The following is a 15,844-nucleotide window of genomic DNA, read 5'->3' on the forward strand; positions in this document are numbered from 1 at the left end:
AGTATTATCTTGAACCATTACTGAAACGCCAACGGTTGGTTTCTTGGCAGTTCAACTGGAATTGTTATTGACATTATTTTGGTACGTATTTTGTGTTACTATGCCAGAATTATAAACTATATTCCAATCTTGATTGCTAATAAAAACGCGCCCCCTCGAATCGTCGAGAAGGCGCGTTAATACAGGGTTTTGTACAATGCTGATGAAGGGATTCGAACCCCCGACCTACGCATTACGAATGCGTTGCTCTACCAGCTGAGCTACATCAGCACGTGCTTGTTTGCATCACACTTAATATATATTACTCATTTTTCGTCAAAAGTCAACAAGCATTTCAAACAATTTTATGGTCGCGTTCGACATCGATTTGAACATTTCGCCAATCCTCCGTCAGCGCTCCGCGCCTTTCCTCACTGGGGACAAGCCATGCGTGTTCCTGCTCCTTCACAACCCCCGTCCAAAACGCCGAGAAGCTGGCCAAGCGACTTGGCCTAATCCCGTTTATCGTTTATGATAGCAATGTAGAAACGCTTCCACCGATACACCTTGAGGGGTCGTTTGCACTTACAGAGAGAAAGGACGGGTGGATGGATATGTCAAGGCAGTTAATCCCCTTCTTCAGCAAGCTTCCGTTTCAGCGCAAGCTGCTGCTCTCCTCGATATTGCTGAGCGTTCTGCCCGTGCTGCTGCTGGGCAGCGCCGCGTCCTATGTAGCCTCCTCCAGCATTCAGAAGGAAGTTAATGCGAAGCACGAGGCCACGCTTCGACAAATCGAGCTGCAGGTCGACTCGATGCTGAAGCGATTTGATTATATGACCATTCAGATCGCCGGCGACGTTACGATTGAGAAGTCGGCCCGCCTCGGCATATCGATGGACGAACCGGAGAAGCTGGAAGCGACGCTCGATATGGTTAGCACGCTTCGCAAGTACCGCACGTTATCGGATGTCCCGTTTAACGCCTATTTGATTTATAACAAATTCAATACGGTATACTCGACCTCGTTAGGGATGCTTTTGACGAAAGACTTTCCTTATTACGAGGCGCTGCGGCAGTACGAGCCCAGCTTTACCGGCTCCTTGTTTCTGCCGTCCAATACGTATCCTAATCAAAACGATTTTCTGATCGTCCGGCCGGTTGGCTCCTCCTCGACGGTGGACGGCATTCTATTTCTCGAAGCGGACCCGACACGGCTGTATGAAATGCTCCAATCGGTCGACATGGGCGACGGCAGCCAGCTGCTCGTCGTTAACGGCAACGGCCGCATCGTGCTTAGCCAGCAGATGCAAGAAATCGGCACTACGCTGCCCGCCCCGTTCGCGAAACGGCTGGAGTTAAAAACGCCGGCCTCTACCGAAGCGGTGGCTTACGGCGATGAACGTTATAACGTATCCGTCCACCGTTCTTCCTTCAACGACTGGGCGTATGTTATCATTGCGCCGCAAGACGCGCTGACGGCCAAAGCGAGCCTCATTCGCAAGGTGACCTGGCTGATCGCAGGCTTCCTTGCGCTGCTGTGGGGGCTCATTGCCCTGTTTGCTTCCAAGCGGCTGTACTACCCGATCCGCTCGCTGCTGCTGAAGCTGCCGGGTCGAACGAAGCCTTCTCAAGACGGCTTGCAGCAGCTGGACGCCTTCATGGAACAGGTCATGGATACAAACAAACGGCTGGACAGCGAGCTGCGCGAGCAGGCTCCTCAGCTTAGGGAGAACACGCTGATCAAGCTGCTTCAGGGCGAATGGAACGAAGCTGAGTTTGCGCTCAAGTCGCAGCAGTACGATTTTCCACTGCACGGGAAAAACGGCTTTATCGTTTGTTTGTTCGAAGTAGACGATCTGATGGAGTTCCGCACCAGCTATAAGGGGAAAGACCGTTCGCTCATGATGTATGCGCTGACAAAGCTTGTCGAAGAGGTAGCCGCTCCTCAAATCGCCTCCGTGACGGTATCCCCTTCTCTCGGCAAGATCGCGCTTATCGCCGGAGCGGACAACGTGGGCGAGGCGTTCGAAAGCCAGATCGAACAGTTGACTGTACGGGTCCGCCATCAGACGAAGGAGCTGTTCCGTCTTACGCTTACAGCCGGCGTCAGCCGCATACGGCCGACATACCGCGGTATTCACGAAAGCTATCTCGAAGCCGGCGATCTGCTCAGCTTCCGCCATTTGCTCGGGCGGGATTTGACGATTAGCCACCAAGCGCTCGAATCGAAGGATACGCTCAAGCAGTCGGCGCGAAATTTGATCAAACGGCAAAAAACGATCGTCAAACGGATCGCCGAAGGCGATATGGATTCGGTCTACGCCGAATTTGACGAAATGATTCGCGACATCCCGCATCATTTGACCGGCTTTAAGCCGGTAACCGGCATCTTCACGAACCTCGTCGCGGAAGTCGATCATCTGCTCGAACAGCTCGGTTTCGAGTTGACGTCCCTGTTCGCTTACAACGTATACGCGCGAGTCAATGAGCTGGAATCGCTGGAACAGCTTCAGGACTGGTTCATCCAAGAGTTTTTCCCGGCGCTGCTGAGCCATTACGAGAAACGGAACGTTACGAACCAGACGAAGATCGTGCAGCAGGTTGTCAGCTACATTCAGCAGGGTGCGGAGGGCGAGCTGAGCTTGCAGGAGGCGTCCTCCCGCTTCGGCGTTTCCCAATCCCAACTGAGCCGGATGTTCAAGGATGAGATGAATGTCAACTTCATCGATTATTGTATAGAAGTCCGGATGTCGCGGGCCAAAGAATGGCTCGTCCATTCCGACATGCCTATCAAGCAAATCGCCGAACGTCTGCAGTACACCACGACGCAAAATTTCTCCCGGGCGTTTAAGCAAACGACCGGCATGTCTCCCGGTCAGTACCGGGATTCGGTTCGCCAACGCTCGGACGGTTTCGCCTAGAATCCATACAGCACGAAATGTCGTCAACCGCCTTTGCCTTTGTGGCAAAGGCTTTTTGCCGTTATTACGGACAAGTTTCATCATTTGCGCGGTGGTATCATCTTTTGTTAATGCGCTAGAAAATTTAGATCGTTTACAGATCGGGCTCGCTTCCCCTATGATGGCATCAATTCGATGAAGACAAATACCCGGTCATACCGGAAAGGGGGTACTACGCATCTTGAGAACGATTACAAACGAACCTTTCACGGGCGCGGCCAAACCGCAGCGCGGCTTTTGGGCCAATTTGGGCAGAAAGCTGTGGAAGAGCAGGGTCATGTACTTGTTTGCGCTGCCCGGCACGCTTTATTTTCTCATCTACAAATATGTGCCGCTGCTCGGTTCGGTTATCGCCTTCCAGGACTACAGCCCGTTTCAAGGCTTTTTGCACAGCGACTGGGTCGGATTCGCTCATTTCCGCCATATCTTCGATAACTCCGAAGTCGTACAGGTGCTGATCAATACGCTGACGCTGTCGTTTCTGCAGATTGCCTTCGCTTTCCCTGTACCTATCGTACTGGCGCTTATGCTGAACGAGGTTAAGAGCGAATGGTTTAAACGGCTGATCCAGTCTTTCGTTTATTTGCCGCACTTTTTATCGTGGGTCGTCGTGATTGGACTTGTTACGATATTCCTGCGCAGCGACGGTGTCATCAACAGCTTGACAGCGCATTTCTTCGGCGCCGAACCGGTTCTGTTTTTGCAGCAGCCGTATCTGTTTAAGCCGCTTATCGTCCTCGAAGTAATCTGGAAGGAAGCGGGCTGGAGCACGATCGTCTTCCTGGCGGCGCTCGCCGGGGTGAACCCCGAGTTGTACGAGGCGGCCATTGTAGACGGGGCCGGACGCTGGCGGCGTATTTGGAGCATCACGCTTCCATCCATCCGGAGCACGATCGTCATTTTGCTTATTTTGCGCCTCGGCACCGTTCTCGACAACGGTTTCGAGCAAATTTTCCTGATGCTCAATCCGTATGTCAAGGAAGTCGGCGAAGTGCTGGACACGTATGTGTACTATAAAGGCGTGCTGCAATCGGACTTCAGCTTTGCGACCGCAGTCGGCTTGTTCAAATCGGTCGTGGGTCTCATTCTTGTCGTGGCGGCCAACAAGCTGTCCAAACGTTTCGGCGAAGAAGGCATCTACTAAGAGGCACCCCAAAAAGTGAAGCTGACCTTCGCAGCGTAGTCCGAATACTTTTCGGGGACCCCGAGACTTGCACCCCAAAAAGTGAAGTTAAGCTTTACCTTTTACAACAAGAAGAAGGAGGTGCGAATACGGCATGCATCACCGCTCATGGCTCGACCGGATAGGAGACGGGGTCAACATTTTGCTGCTGGTCCTCATCGCCGCCACGATGATCGTCCCGTTCCTGTACATTTTTTCCGTGTCGTTTTCTTCAATGGAAGAATATTTGCGCAAAGACTTTATTTTTTGGCCCGAGCATTGGGTGACGGACGCGTACCGGTATATATTGTCCAACGACAAGTTTATCAAATCGATCTTTGTCACGATTTTCATTACGGTGATCGGTACGCTGCTTAATCTCGCCTTTACGTCTACGATGGCCTATGCACTGTCGAAGCCGTTTTTCGGCCAGCGTGTGCTCCTGTTTTTGGTGCTGTTCACGTTTCTGTTCAGCGCCGGGATTATCCCGACGTACCTCATCGTCAAGGAAACGATGCTGCTTAATACGATTTGGGCGCTTATTATTCCGGTACTGATCAGCCCGTGGAACTTGATCGTTTTCACCCAGTTTTTCAAAAACATCCCCGAAGAGCTGAACGAGGCCGCCCTGATCGACGGCGCGGGTCCGTTTACCGTCTTCGCCCGTATCGTATTGCCGCTGTCGAAGCCGGCACTCGCTACTTTCGGCTTGTTTTACACCGTTATGCACTGGAACTCGTACTTCACCGGCATGCTGTACCTGAGCAATCCGAATCTATGGCCGATCCAGCTGCTGCTCCGGCAGATCGTCGTCGTGAACGATACGTCTTCGCTGCAAGCCGATCAGCTCGCCAACATTCAGCCGCCGCCGGCTGAAACGACGCAGATGGCCGCCATCCTGCTGGCGACGATACCGATCCTGATCGTATATCCGTTTCTGCAAAGGCATTTCGCCAAGGGGGTGATGATCGGCTCGGTCAAAGGCTGATTCGGCAAACGCGCGAGCCGTTCGCTGGGCTGGGCCATACTAAACGGGAGAGGCTGCGGAGTCCGTACAACTCCGGCAACCGATGCCCGGAAAGCTTCAAACGTTTCATCCATAAGGGGTTCGTTCACCAAACAAAGCTGTGCCATCAAACATGGAGGTGTCTGCTATGAAAGGAAAAACACTCACTAGCCTCGTCGCGCTGTCCGTTCTGTCCGCATCCCTCGCCGCTTGTTCCGGGGGCGCCAAATCGGGCGATACGCCGAAGGCCGGCGACACGAATGCACCTAATACGAACAAAACATACGATATCAGCTTCCTCAACTTCGCCTACACGATCTTTCCCGATCCGAACAGTAAAGGCGTAGAAGCGATCAAACAAAAATTCGGCGCCAACATCAAATCCCAGTTCGTTCTTCAGTCCGACTACAAAGAGAAATTAAACGTCATCATGGCTTCTGGCGACATGCCGGATGTCGTAGCGATCATGAACCTGGATTCGAACTATTACAAATGGGCCAAACAAGGCGCCTTCCTTCCGCTCGACGAATATATCGACCAATACGCTACGCTGAAGGGCGTTCCGAAGTCCATTTACGATCAATTCCGCGTCAACGGCAAAATTTACAGCATTCCGATGTACCAGCCGACTTACACGTTCTCGGGAACGATCCGTCAAGACTGGCTCGACAATCTCGGCCTGAAAATGCCGACCAACTACAAGGAACTGCTTGAAGTCGCCGTTGCCTTTACGAAAAACGACCCGGACAAAAACGGCAAAAACGATACGTACGGCTTCGCACTCGGCGAAAACATCAGCCCCGAGCATGCTATGGGCGCCTATTGGTCGAGCGGCTGGTACCACAAGGATAAGGACGGCAACTACATGCCCGGCCTGATCGGTCCGGGACGTAAGGAAGTTATTGAGACGATGACGGCCGCCTACAAGGAAGGCGCTGTGACGAAGGACTTCGCCGTGCTCAACTGGGCGCAGGCGAACAAGGAGTTTTATTCCGGCAAAGCGGGTATCTTTATCGGCACGCCAAGCGGGATGGTGGAAGACTACTACACCGGTCTGCTGAAAGTCGATCCGAAAGCGAAAGTGGAACCGATTCCGTTCTTCAAAGCTCCGGACGGCTCCCAGGGCAACCTGAAAGGACGCGGCTTCTTCGGGCTTACGACACTGTCCGCCAAGCTGAAAAACGACCCGGACAAAGTTAAGAAAATATTTGAAATTCTCGACTATGGCCGTCAGTTCATCCCACTCGACCAGCGTAACCCGCAAAACCAGCAGTTCGACTGGATTATGGGCGGCAACGGCGTAGGCTACGACATGGTGAACGGCAAAGCGGTACCGAAAGCCGGTCAAGAGTCCAATACGCCGATCCAGTACATGCTGCAGCGCCATGAGTTCTGGAAGCCTTGGGCGCCGAGCGACGACGCCAACCAGTTTTCCAAAGCCTCTTACAACTCGCCGGAAATGCAAGCGTTTATCGCCAAGATCGAGCAGATGGAAAAAACGTACAACAAAACGCCGTACGACAATCCGGTCAACCTCGTTTATTCAGAAACGCTTGCGGCTAAAGGCAGCGAGCTCGACAAATATTTGATCGACGAGCAAACGAAGATGATCTCCGGCCAGCGTCCGATCTCCGATTGGGACAAGATGATCGAGGAATGGAAAGGCCGCGGAGGCGCGCAGCTGATGAAGGAAGTTAACGACGGCATCAAAGAAGCTAAGAAATAAGCGACAGTAGCGATTAACCGCCCGCCAGGCGCTGCTTCCGGTTCGATAGAACCGGGCGGCGCCGTTTGGCGATTCCCCCAGGCGCACAGAACAGGAGAGATTCCGAAATGTTCCCTTCCTTTCAAACGGAGGCCGCGGAAATGCGCGATGTACTGCGGCGTTATGTCCCTGTTATCCGGACCTGGACGACACCGGACGGCCATTTGCCCGACCCGTACGAAACGATCTACAGCGAAAATTACGCGCCCGCCAATGCAGCTGCGGTACTTGCCGCCGTATGCAGCTCCAGCCGCACCGAAGAAGCGGCCAAACTGCTGGAGCAAATGCTCGCCCGTACCGTAACGCTGCTCGGCGACAAGCAGGGCGTAACCCCGTTCTGCCGGGTGTTCCTATACCACTACGGGTTAATGGCGCTGCTGCTGGCGCCGGAGCCCGACCGCTCCCGGCTTGTCGGACGTTTTGGCGGCGTCCTGGCCGCCTACGAGGATGACTGCGTCGTCGTTAATACGAATTGTGCCGCCTTGCAGTGGTCGATGGAGCTATTTACGGAAATGCTGGGCTTGCGCCCGGCGAACCGGGAGCTGCTCCGTCACCGGCTGACGTTCATTGCCCGTGCGCAGCTAGGGTCCGGGTTCATCAACGACGAGGTGACCGAGAAGCAAATCCATGACGGCATGCCGATCGCCTACCATGCGTTCACCCTGTTCCTGCTTCTGGGGGCTATCGCCATGATCAAGAACTGGCCGGAAGAGTTGGAAGCGGAGCGGCTTGAGGCGGAGCGGATCATTCGCAGCGGCATGTTGTGGCTGCGGCATACGGTCACCCCGGACGGCGCCTTCGCCATGATCGAGCGGAGCAGCTACCAGACATTTACGTGGGGGGCGCTTACCGCTCTGCTCGCCTATACTGCGCCAGGGGGCGAATACGGGGCCACGGTCGATGCAGCCTTCCGCAACTGGCTCCCGTATGCCCATGAAGACGGAACGTACGGATGTACGCCGAACTTGCTGCCCCACTCGCTGCGGGTCGGCTTTGAGACGTACACGCATCTCAATATGTACAACCTGCTCGGCTTAACCGGCATTGCCGTCGCAGAGCGTGTGCTGGAGCGAGGCATCCGCCTGCCGGAGGCGATGTCCAGCGAAGCGGCGGAGTCGGATCGAGAGCTGGACGCCACTATGATCGATGCCGAAAGCGGATACGCATTTTACCGCTGCGGCCTTCACTTTTTCGGCTGCACGATGCGCATGCATAATCGCCAATATGCCCCGGTGATGCAAGGCTTTCACTTCCGGCTCGATGGACGCAAAGTACCGGTTGCCGAACCGCGCCTGTCATCGCCATACCGGTTGAGCGCCAAGAGGGACCGGGACGACGTATGGGAAGGCTACGCGATTACCGACGAAGCCGGCCTAGTTCATGTGCCAGATATGACGCACAATGTTCAGCTAACCGCTGAGAGCGACGGATTCCGGATGCGCTACGCGGACGAAAGGTTAAGCTGCGAGAAGACGATAACGATCGGCGACGACGGCATAGCCTGGCATTACGTGCTGGAGGTGAAGCAGGCGCTCCGATCGATCGATCATGTACTCCCGCTGGTCGTTCACGACGGCCGCAACCCGCTGCGCATTGCGGAAACGCCGGAAAGCGGCGTACTGCTGCTGCGAACGGGAGACCAGTCTTTTACGCTGCGTTATGAAGGCACCGCTTCCCCCGAGATGGAGCTGCACCGCTCCATACTGTCCGTTAGCGGCATATCCGCCAAGGTGTACGCCAGAGCGTCCGGACCGCTTCAGCCGGGTCATATCGTTCGCTGGAGCGTAAAGCTTTCGAGCTCCATCCTTTAAGTTTTATCGCGCAAAATGGTATGATGGCTTATACCGAACGAATCGCGATCCGCCTAAGGAGGTTCTGAGCCTATGACCGAAGCCGTTACGAGATGCGGCTGGGTGAACGACAGCCAGCTTTATATCGACTACCACGACAAAGAATGGGGCATACCGGTTCACGACGATAACGCTTTGTTCGAGCGGATCATTTTGGAGGGCGCTCAGGCGGGCTTAAGCTGGTATACCATTTTGCGCAAAAGAGACCATTACCGGGAAGCGTTCGACCGGTTCGATCCGGTCCGGGTAGCCGCCTACGACGAACGCAAAATCGATGAATTGCTCGGCAATCCGGGAATTGTCCGCAACCGGCTCAAGATCGAATCAGCGGTAAAAAATGCCAAGGCGTTTCTGAACGTGCAGCAGGAATTCGGCACGTTCGACGCTTATATTTGGTCGTTTGTCGGCGGCAAGCCGATCGAAAACCGCTGGCGGACGCTTGCCGAAGTGCCCGCCAAAACGCCGATTTCCGACGTTATGAGCAAGAATTTGAAGAAACGCGGGTTCACCTTCGTCGGCTCGACGATCTGTTATGCGCTGATGCAGGCGACCGGAATGGTTCAGGATCATGTTACCAACTGCTACCGCCACAAGGAGATCAATTCCAATAATTGAGGGTTTTCATGCCGTTTGATGTATGTTAGCCTTTTTGAAGTAGCCGAAACTTCGGTTTTTGGAAGTCGATGGGAATGCTGCAGCGGCTTCCGGCACATAAGTGCGGGGGACTTTTTACTACGGACAGGCTGTTACTCGAAGCTTATCCGTTCTGGGGTGAATCGCGTAATTTACGCGTAGGGTTGTATCCTCAATCCGAATCCGACAACTAACCTCGTAGGCGAACAAAAGGAGAGGAATCGCATACATGAATTTGCATAAGGCATGGAAACGCACATGGCTTACGGGCGGTTTTGCCCTGATTTTATTATCCGGCACGGTCGTTACGGCGGCAGGCCGGCCTATGGACCCGATTCTTCTTCAACCCGCATCGCCGCTTGTAAGTAGCGCCGATGCTTCGCTTCCGGCTAATTCCGACTTTTCCGCTTACAAAACAGAACTGCTGCATAATCATCTGTTCGCGGCGCAGCTGCTTACGGCTCCGAGCAAGCCGGTTGCGCTCACATCGCATCTGATGGCAACCGTCACGTCACTGTTTCAGGCGGAGCCGCCGCAGTTACAAATGGTGCCCCTGGAAGCCGATCTAGCGGTCATGCCGCTCGCTTATACGCTGGCTATGCCAGAAAAGACGGCGGCCGCAGTCTTGAACCCGCAGCCCGCAGCCGCGCAGCCGGCAGTTGAGCCGCAAGCTCAGGCGTTGCCAGCTTCGCAGACGAACAAGACGGCAGCCGTTCAAAAAGAAGCCATAGCAGCGAAAACGATGAAAAAAGCTTCCGCTGCCGAGTCGGCAAAAGAAGCCGATGCGAAAAATAAGGTCACTACCGTTACCGGCGCGACCATTACGCCGAAAAAGACGATCAAAGCCGTAGCCTCCGCTTATACGGCTAGCGCAGAAGAAAACGGAGGCTATGCGGGAAAAGACTACTTCGGCAATTCGCTGAAGGTCGGTTCGATCGCCGTCGATCCCGACGTAATTCCGCTGGGCTCAACGGTTTATGTGACGGGCTATACCTATAACGGTCTGCCCACCGGCGGGATGATGGCCAAAGCGGTCGATATCGGCGGCGCTATCGATGGAAACCGCGTGGATTTGTTTGTGCCGGATTCGCCGGAGAAGGCGAAACATTTCGGTTACCAGAACGTTACTTTGTATGTCGTCGACTGATGTCGGCGATTTTTGTTTTTCTTCTTGTTTTCCGCACAGTAAGCTGCCGCTATTTATTTTTCGGCAAGTGCAGCAGCTCCGGAACGGTAACGAGTCCGTACCCCTGCTCCCGCAGCTTCATGATGATGGCGGGCAACGCCTTGACGGTTCCGCTAAGGTCCTGGCTATCTCCTCCGGCCGAATGCTGAAGCACAATCGCCCCAGCCTTCGTATGGTTCAAGATATTGCCGGACACCTGCTTCTCTCCGAGGCTTTTCCAGTCGAGCGAATCGACATTCCAGTTCACGACGACATAACCGCCGGCGCTGGCCCATTGCAGCTGGCCTTCCCCGATTTCGCCGTAAGGCGGGCGCAGCAGCTTGGGCCTATAGCCGATAATGCGATTCAGCACCTCTTCCGTTCGCCCTACTTCATCGGCGAACTGATCGACGGTAATTTTCGTAAACAGCGGATGACGATACGAATGATTGCCGATCGCATGTCCTTCCCGGACGATCCGTTTGACGATGGCAGGATGTGCCTCCGCCTTTTTTCCGAGCAGGAAAAATGTAGCCTTAACCCCGTAAGCCTTCAGAACATCGAGCACCTGCGGCGTAAACCGTTCGTCGGGACCGTCGTCGAAAGTGAGCGCAATGTTCTTCTCCTTCGCGCTGCCGCTAAGCTTGAACACTTCGGGATATTTGGCCCGCAGCTCCGCGATCGTCAGCTTCTTCATCGCCTGCGCTTGCGATTTTTGCACGCTGACAGACGGCACTTTCGCCGCTTTCGAAGCCTTTGAACGCGGCTCAGGCTTCGGCACGGGAACTGCTGCCGGTTCCTTCTTCCCTGTTTCCGCCACAGGAGCGGCTGGCACAGGAGCGGGAACGGATAAAGATTCGGAAATCGCCCGTTCGAGCTCTGCCGTCTCAGCCAGCAGCGGAGCCTGTCCCGCCGCTGTAAAGACGGAGCCGGGCTGATTCGCCCCAACCTGAGCGGGCGCCTTCGCCGTTCCGCTTCCCGGATCGGGGATAGAGGAAGTGCAGCCTGCTGCTATTAAGATGACAAGCGCATAGCCGGTAATTCGCTTCATAGGCAACCCCCTCCCGTTTTAAGCTTAGTATGCTTGTTCGCAAAGGAATTATCCGAAGGTTGCCTGACTGTATAGGATGAAAAAAAAGAAAGACGCAAGTCGCGGGAATCGCGATCAAACGTCTTGTTGTACGATATCGAATACGACCGAATCGAGCGTCACACGGCCAAGCTCCTGCTCCATCGCCGTTTGCGCCTGCTGAAAGCTTTTATCCAGTGCGGTTTGAATATTCCGCCCGACTAGACATGCCGGATTCGGTTTGTCGTGGATTGCAAACAGGGCATCGTTGTCATCGTCCCGCACCGCCTTGTAGACATCCAGCAGCGTTATGGCATGGACCGGCCTCGCGAGTGTGGCTCCGGCAACACCCGGGCTTGTACGGACGAGCCCCGCCTTGCTCAGCATGCTCATGATCCGTCGCACGACGACAGGATTTGTATTGACGCTGCCCGCAATCAGCTCGGACGTCAGACGTCCCTCCTTCTGGATTTCCAGCAATGCAAGTATATGGACACCTACGGCAAAACGGCTGTTAATCGCCACAAGCGCTCCTCTCCTTCCACCTTGTCAAGCCGCCCGACGCTTACTCCCAGGAATAACTGGTCGTCAAAAAATCGGCGAACTTCTTGCTTTCCTCCCGCCGGTGTCTGCGCATCTCGGCGCGCCCCACCGCAGTGTGATGCAGCTGAATTTCCTCTTCGGTTTCCGGCACGACCTGCGGCACGGGAACAGGCCGTTTGTCATCTCCAAGCGCGACGAACGTCAGAAACGACGTTGCCGCAATATGCCGCTCTCCGCTGAGCATGTCCTCGGTAATTACTTTGACGAATACTTCCATCGAGCTGCGGCCCGTATACGTCACGAACGATTCCAGGCATACCGAAGCGGTCATCGGAATCGGCATCAAAAAGTCGACCGAATCGGTGGAAGCCGTCACGGCCGATCGCCGGCAATGCTTCGCCGCAGAAATGGACGCAATATCGTCGATATAGGCCATCAGCTTGCCGCCGAACAGCGTGTTGTAATTGTTGACGTCCGTTGGAAACACCCGGAACGTTTTGTAGCAGCGGGACTCCTTCGCGAACCTTTGTTCCACCATCGTTGTCACATGCCTTCCTCTGTTAAATCGTCGTTTCTACCCCTTTAGTATGCCAAGCTATTTGGATCCGAAGGCTGCAGGCTGCGAAAAATGAAAAAATCCGAACCTCGCGATTCGGATTTTTCGATATCGGATAGTTTCATTGTACCGGAACGACTGTACGATCTCAATGGGGCTTCGGGTCGCTCTCTTCCGGGCTATTCGCTAAGAAGAACCTCGTCCAATTTCAAGATCCCGACCAACTGCTTATCCCGAAGACCGATTCCGTGGAGGAACTTGCCGCTCTCGCTGCCGGCCTGCTCCGGCGCGGGGTGAATTTCCGCATAAGAGGTTACTTTATTGACGCGGTCGACGATAAGGCCGACGCTTTGCTCGCGATACCCTACTACAACGATGCGGGTGCTCTTGGTTTCGACTTCCTTGGGCAATTGGAACAGGGTGCGAAGGCCAATAACCGGTACGACCTTGCCGCGCAAACTGAACACGCCTCTTACATCCGGTCTGGAATGCGGAATATCGGTGATCGGCTGCATTCTGATAATTTCATGAACTTCTGCAATCTTGATGGCATAAGTAAACTCGCCGATACCGAACTCTATATATTGCTCTTGCGCTTGCATCATGATCGGATCACATCCACATCCAAAAGATTAGCGGGTTTTGAAAACAGACACCGACGTATTCAGCTCATCCGCCAGATTGGCGAGCGACTGGCAGGTCGCCGCGGTTTCTTCAGACGCCGCAGCCGCTTCCTCGCTCGCCGCCGCGATCGACTGCACCGCGGTCATCACTTCCGAAGTTTGGGCCGCCTGTTGTTCGCTCGCCGCCGCGATCTCGTTTACTTTATTGGAGGAGGCGTCCACCATCGCGACAATCTTCTGGAACGCTTCCCCTGTCCGCGAAGACTCCTTCACGCTGTTCTGAACGGCAACGACGCTCATCTTCGTATTCTCCTGCATGACTTTGATGATCGCGGATATTTGCTTGGTCGCTTCGCTGCTGCGCTCCGCCAGCTTGCGAACCTCGTCGGCCACGACTGCGAAGCCTCTTCCCTGATCGCCGGCCCGAGCGGCCTCGATCGCCGCATTAAGGGCAAGCAGATTGGTCTGATCAGCAATGTCGTCGATCACTTCGATAATATCGCCGATTTTCTGCGAGTCCTCCTCCAGCTTCGACATTTTGGCGCTAACCTCTTGCATGCCCGCTATGGACTCCTCGATCACTTGGCCTCCTTGATTGGCCGTTCGTACCGTCTCGGACGATAGCTCCGCAGCTTCTTCGGCACCCTGTGCCACCGAGTTGACCGCACTCGATAATTCGTTGAACAAATCTGTAATGTGCTGGGCGGATTGGGCCTGATTCGTGCTGCTGCCGGCTATTTCCTGCGTGCTCGCCGATATTTGCTCCGACGCTGCAGCCACGCTTTGCGACGACTGGACAATCCCGCCGATCAAGCCTTGCAAATTGTGGATCATCTCATTGATGGAGCGCGAAAGCTGCCCCACCTCGTCCTTTGTATCGATATCCGCCTGCTCCCGCAAGTCGCCCTGCGCCACTTTCGACACGAGAGCGACAATGCGGGAAAGCGGATTTGCAATCGAGCCCGCAATGTAATATCCAAGAAAAATACTAAATAAAAATGCGATGACGATAACCGCAATCGTTACGTTCCGAGCGGTCGAATAGGCCGATCCGGACTCTTTATAAGTCGCCGATGCGATATCAATATTCATGTCGATCAATTTGCCCAGACTGGCTCTCATTTTTGTTCCGGCAGGGTTAAGCTGGGACTCCAGAAATTGGCGGAATCCGCTTTGATCGGACTGATATGTAAGCTGGACTGCTTGTTCAAACAGTTTGATATAGGCAGCGTAAGAAGGCTCGAACGTCTTTAGCTCATCCAACTCCGCCTTCGTATAAGCAACGCCCCGGTAGGCACTCATCTTCTCTTCGATTTCCTGCCTGTATTGATCGATCTCTGAAGACAGCTTATCCTTCGATTCCTTCTCCGCAATCATACTCATCTCCCGGATGGCGACCCTCATCATCTGGTAATTGATTTGCGCAGCGGATAAATCCCGTACGGATACGAGGTTGTTTTCGTAGGTTTCTTTGACGTTGCTGTTCAGCATACTTAAGTTCGAAAGCGCATACACACCGACAGCCGCCAAGATCAATGCTACTGCCACAAAAGCGGAAATCAATTTTACGGATGTTTTCAAGTTCAAAAACCATTTCATTAACCTTCACCTAACCTTGCTTCTTAGTTGTTGTATCGAGTTCCATGCAACGCTTCCATACCGACGATCCTGACATCGGATACGTTTCGCAAAATTCTGTAGCCTTTTCGAACGCCTCGGACGGCACTTCCAGGAACTGATCCACATAATCCGGATCGAACTGTGCGCCCCGCTGCCTCCGCAGCTCTTCTCTGGCCTGTTTGGCCGACATTGCCTTACGATAAGGCCTGTGGGTTACCATCGAATCGTACGCATCTAGGATCGAGCATAAACGGGCCCAGATCGGAATTCCATCCCCCCGGAGCTGATACGGATAACCCAAGCCGTCCCATCGTTCATGATGGAACTGCACAATATCGACAATCGGTTTATGAACGTAGTCCTGTATTTTCAGCATACGAAGCCCAAGTTCCGGGTGTCGTCTCATCATTCGCCACTCCCCGGTAGTCAAAATGGAAGGTTTATGCAAAATATCGTTCGGAATCAACCCTTTCCCGATATCGTGAATACAGCAGCCCGTGACGAACGCTTCTTTGTCGGCTTCCTGAATGTCCGGGAAATACTCCGTCATAATCCTGGCCATATGTGCGAGACGCAGGCTGTGTTCATAGGTCATTCTGTCGTTTTTGTTCAAAAAACGCCGCAGACAATCAGCCATTATGATCTTCATCCATGCTCCTCCTTAAGGTTCAGGAGTTTGTCATCTTCCATAACCAGTGATTGTCAATAAAGGCTGGAATATCTACTACTACGTCCCCCTTCTCACGTTTCTGCATGCGGAAAAATAGTGTCTACGTCTTCCAATAAAACAAAATACCCATTTTGTTAGATTCATAGCTTTCTTTCCCTAGCCCGCAATCTCTTCGTGCTCTAGGGTTCTTGCAATTTCGACACAAATCGATGATAATTTTATATAACATTATGATCAAAATAT

13 protein-coding genes, 1 tRNA gene and 1 riboswitch are annotated in these 15,844 nt (G+C 53.8%); of the genes, 7 read left to right on the forward strand and 7 right to left on the reverse strand.

Annotated features, from left to right (window positions below; all coding sequences use genetic code 11):
• Window positions 1-197: 197 nt before the first annotated feature.
• Window positions 198-270, reverse strand: a tRNA-Thr gene (locus tag D7M11_RS34045).
• A 323-nt stretch (window positions 271-593) separates the two neighbouring features.
• On the opposite strand from D7M11_RS34045, the gene D7M11_RS34050 reads away from it, so the two are divergent.
• The 7 genes from D7M11_RS34050 (at window position 594) to D7M11_RS34080 (ending at window position 10,502) form a co-directional block, all read left to right on the forward strand.
• Window positions 594-2,900, forward strand: coding sequence for a helix-turn-helix domain-containing protein (locus tag D7M11_RS34050; protein WP_158606981.1), 2,307 nt, complete (start codon window positions 594-596; stop codon window positions 2,898-2,900).
• 316 nt (window positions 2,901-3,216) lie between these two features.
• The gene (locus tag D7M11_RS34055; protein ID WP_120751748.1) at window positions 3,217-4,083 is read left to right on the forward strand and encodes an ABC transporter permease; all 867 of its coding nucleotides are present in this window, start codon (window positions 3,217-3,219) and stop codon (window positions 4,081-4,083) included.
• Window positions 4,084-4,216: 133 nt separating this feature from the next.
• The gene (locus tag D7M11_RS34060; protein WP_120751736.1) at window positions 4,217-5,089 is read left to right on the forward strand and encodes a carbohydrate ABC transporter permease; all 873 of its coding nucleotides are present in this window, start codon (window positions 4,217-4,219) and stop codon (window positions 5,087-5,089) included.
• 166 nt (window positions 5,090-5,255) lie between these two features.
• A complete protein-coding gene (locus D7M11_RS34065; protein WP_120751737.1) occupies window positions 5,256-6,833 on the forward strand; it encodes an extracellular solute-binding protein in 1,578 nt (525 codons plus the stop codon).
• A 140-nt stretch (window positions 6,834-6,973) separates the two neighbouring features.
• Window positions 6,974-8,683 carry a hypothetical protein gene (locus D7M11_RS34070; protein ID WP_147433545.1) on the forward strand — a complete coding sequence of 570 codons (1,710 nt, stop codon included), beginning with the start codon at window positions 6,974-6,976 and terminating at the stop codon, window positions 8,681-8,683.
• 72 nt (window positions 8,684-8,755) lie between these two features.
• A complete protein-coding gene (locus D7M11_RS34075) occupies window positions 8,756-9,337 on the forward strand; it encodes a DNA-3-methyladenine glycosylase I (protein WP_120751739.1) in 582 nt (193 codons plus the stop codon).
• A 65-nt stretch (window positions 9,338-9,402) separates the two neighbouring features.
• Window positions 9,403-9,575, forward strand: a riboswitch (cyclic di-AMP (ydaO/yuaA leader).
• Window positions 9,576-9,584: 9 nt separating this feature from the next.
• On the forward strand, window positions 9,585-10,502 hold the full coding sequence (locus D7M11_RS34080) for a 3D domain-containing protein (protein WP_120751740.1): 918 nt from the start codon (window positions 9,585-9,587) through the stop codon (window positions 10,500-10,502).
• A gap of 49 nt (window positions 10,503-10,551) precedes the next feature.
• Here D7M11_RS34080 and D7M11_RS34085 read toward each other — a convergent pair whose 3' ends face one another.
• The 6 genes from D7M11_RS34085 to D7M11_RS34110 form a co-directional block, all read right to left on the reverse strand.
• Window positions 10,552-11,571, reverse strand: coding sequence for a polysaccharide deacetylase family protein (locus D7M11_RS34085; protein ID WP_120751741.1), 1,020 nt, complete (start codon window positions 11,569-11,571; stop codon window positions 10,552-10,554).
• A 114-nt stretch (window positions 11,572-11,685) separates the two neighbouring features.
• Window positions 11,686-12,114, reverse strand: coding sequence for an Rrf2 family transcriptional regulator (locus D7M11_RS34090; RefSeq protein ID WP_120751742.1), 429 nt, complete (start codon window positions 12,112-12,114; stop codon window positions 11,686-11,688).
• A 40-nt stretch (window positions 12,115-12,154) separates the two neighbouring features.
• A complete protein-coding gene (locus tag D7M11_RS34095) occupies window positions 12,155-12,670 on the reverse strand; it encodes an acyl-CoA thioesterase (RefSeq protein ID WP_120751743.1) in 516 nt (171 codons plus the stop codon).
• A 197-nt stretch (window positions 12,671-12,867) separates the two neighbouring features.
• The gene (locus tag D7M11_RS34100; RefSeq protein WP_120751744.1) at window positions 12,868-13,293 is read right to left on the reverse strand and encodes a chemotaxis protein CheW; all 426 of its coding nucleotides are present in this window, start codon (window positions 13,291-13,293) and stop codon (window positions 12,868-12,870) included.
• 27 nt (window positions 13,294-13,320) lie between these two features.
• Window positions 13,321-14,910 (reverse strand): methyl-accepting chemotaxis protein, encoded by a 1,590-nt coding sequence (locus tag D7M11_RS34105; protein WP_120751745.1) that lies wholly within the window; start codon window positions 14,908-14,910, stop codon window positions 13,321-13,323.
• 10 nt (window positions 14,911-14,920) lie between these two features.
• Window positions 14,921-15,580, reverse strand: a complete 660-nt coding sequence (locus D7M11_RS34110; protein WP_120751746.1) for an HD-GYP domain-containing protein — start codon at window positions 15,578-15,580, stop codon at window positions 14,921-14,923.
• Window positions 15,581-15,844: the final 264 nt, after the last annotated feature.

The sequence above is a fragment of the Paenibacillus ginsengarvi genome (assembly GCF_003626695.1).
GTDB lineage: Bacteria > Bacillota > Bacilli > Paenibacillales > NBRC-103111 > Paenibacillus_AB > Paenibacillus_AB ginsengarvi.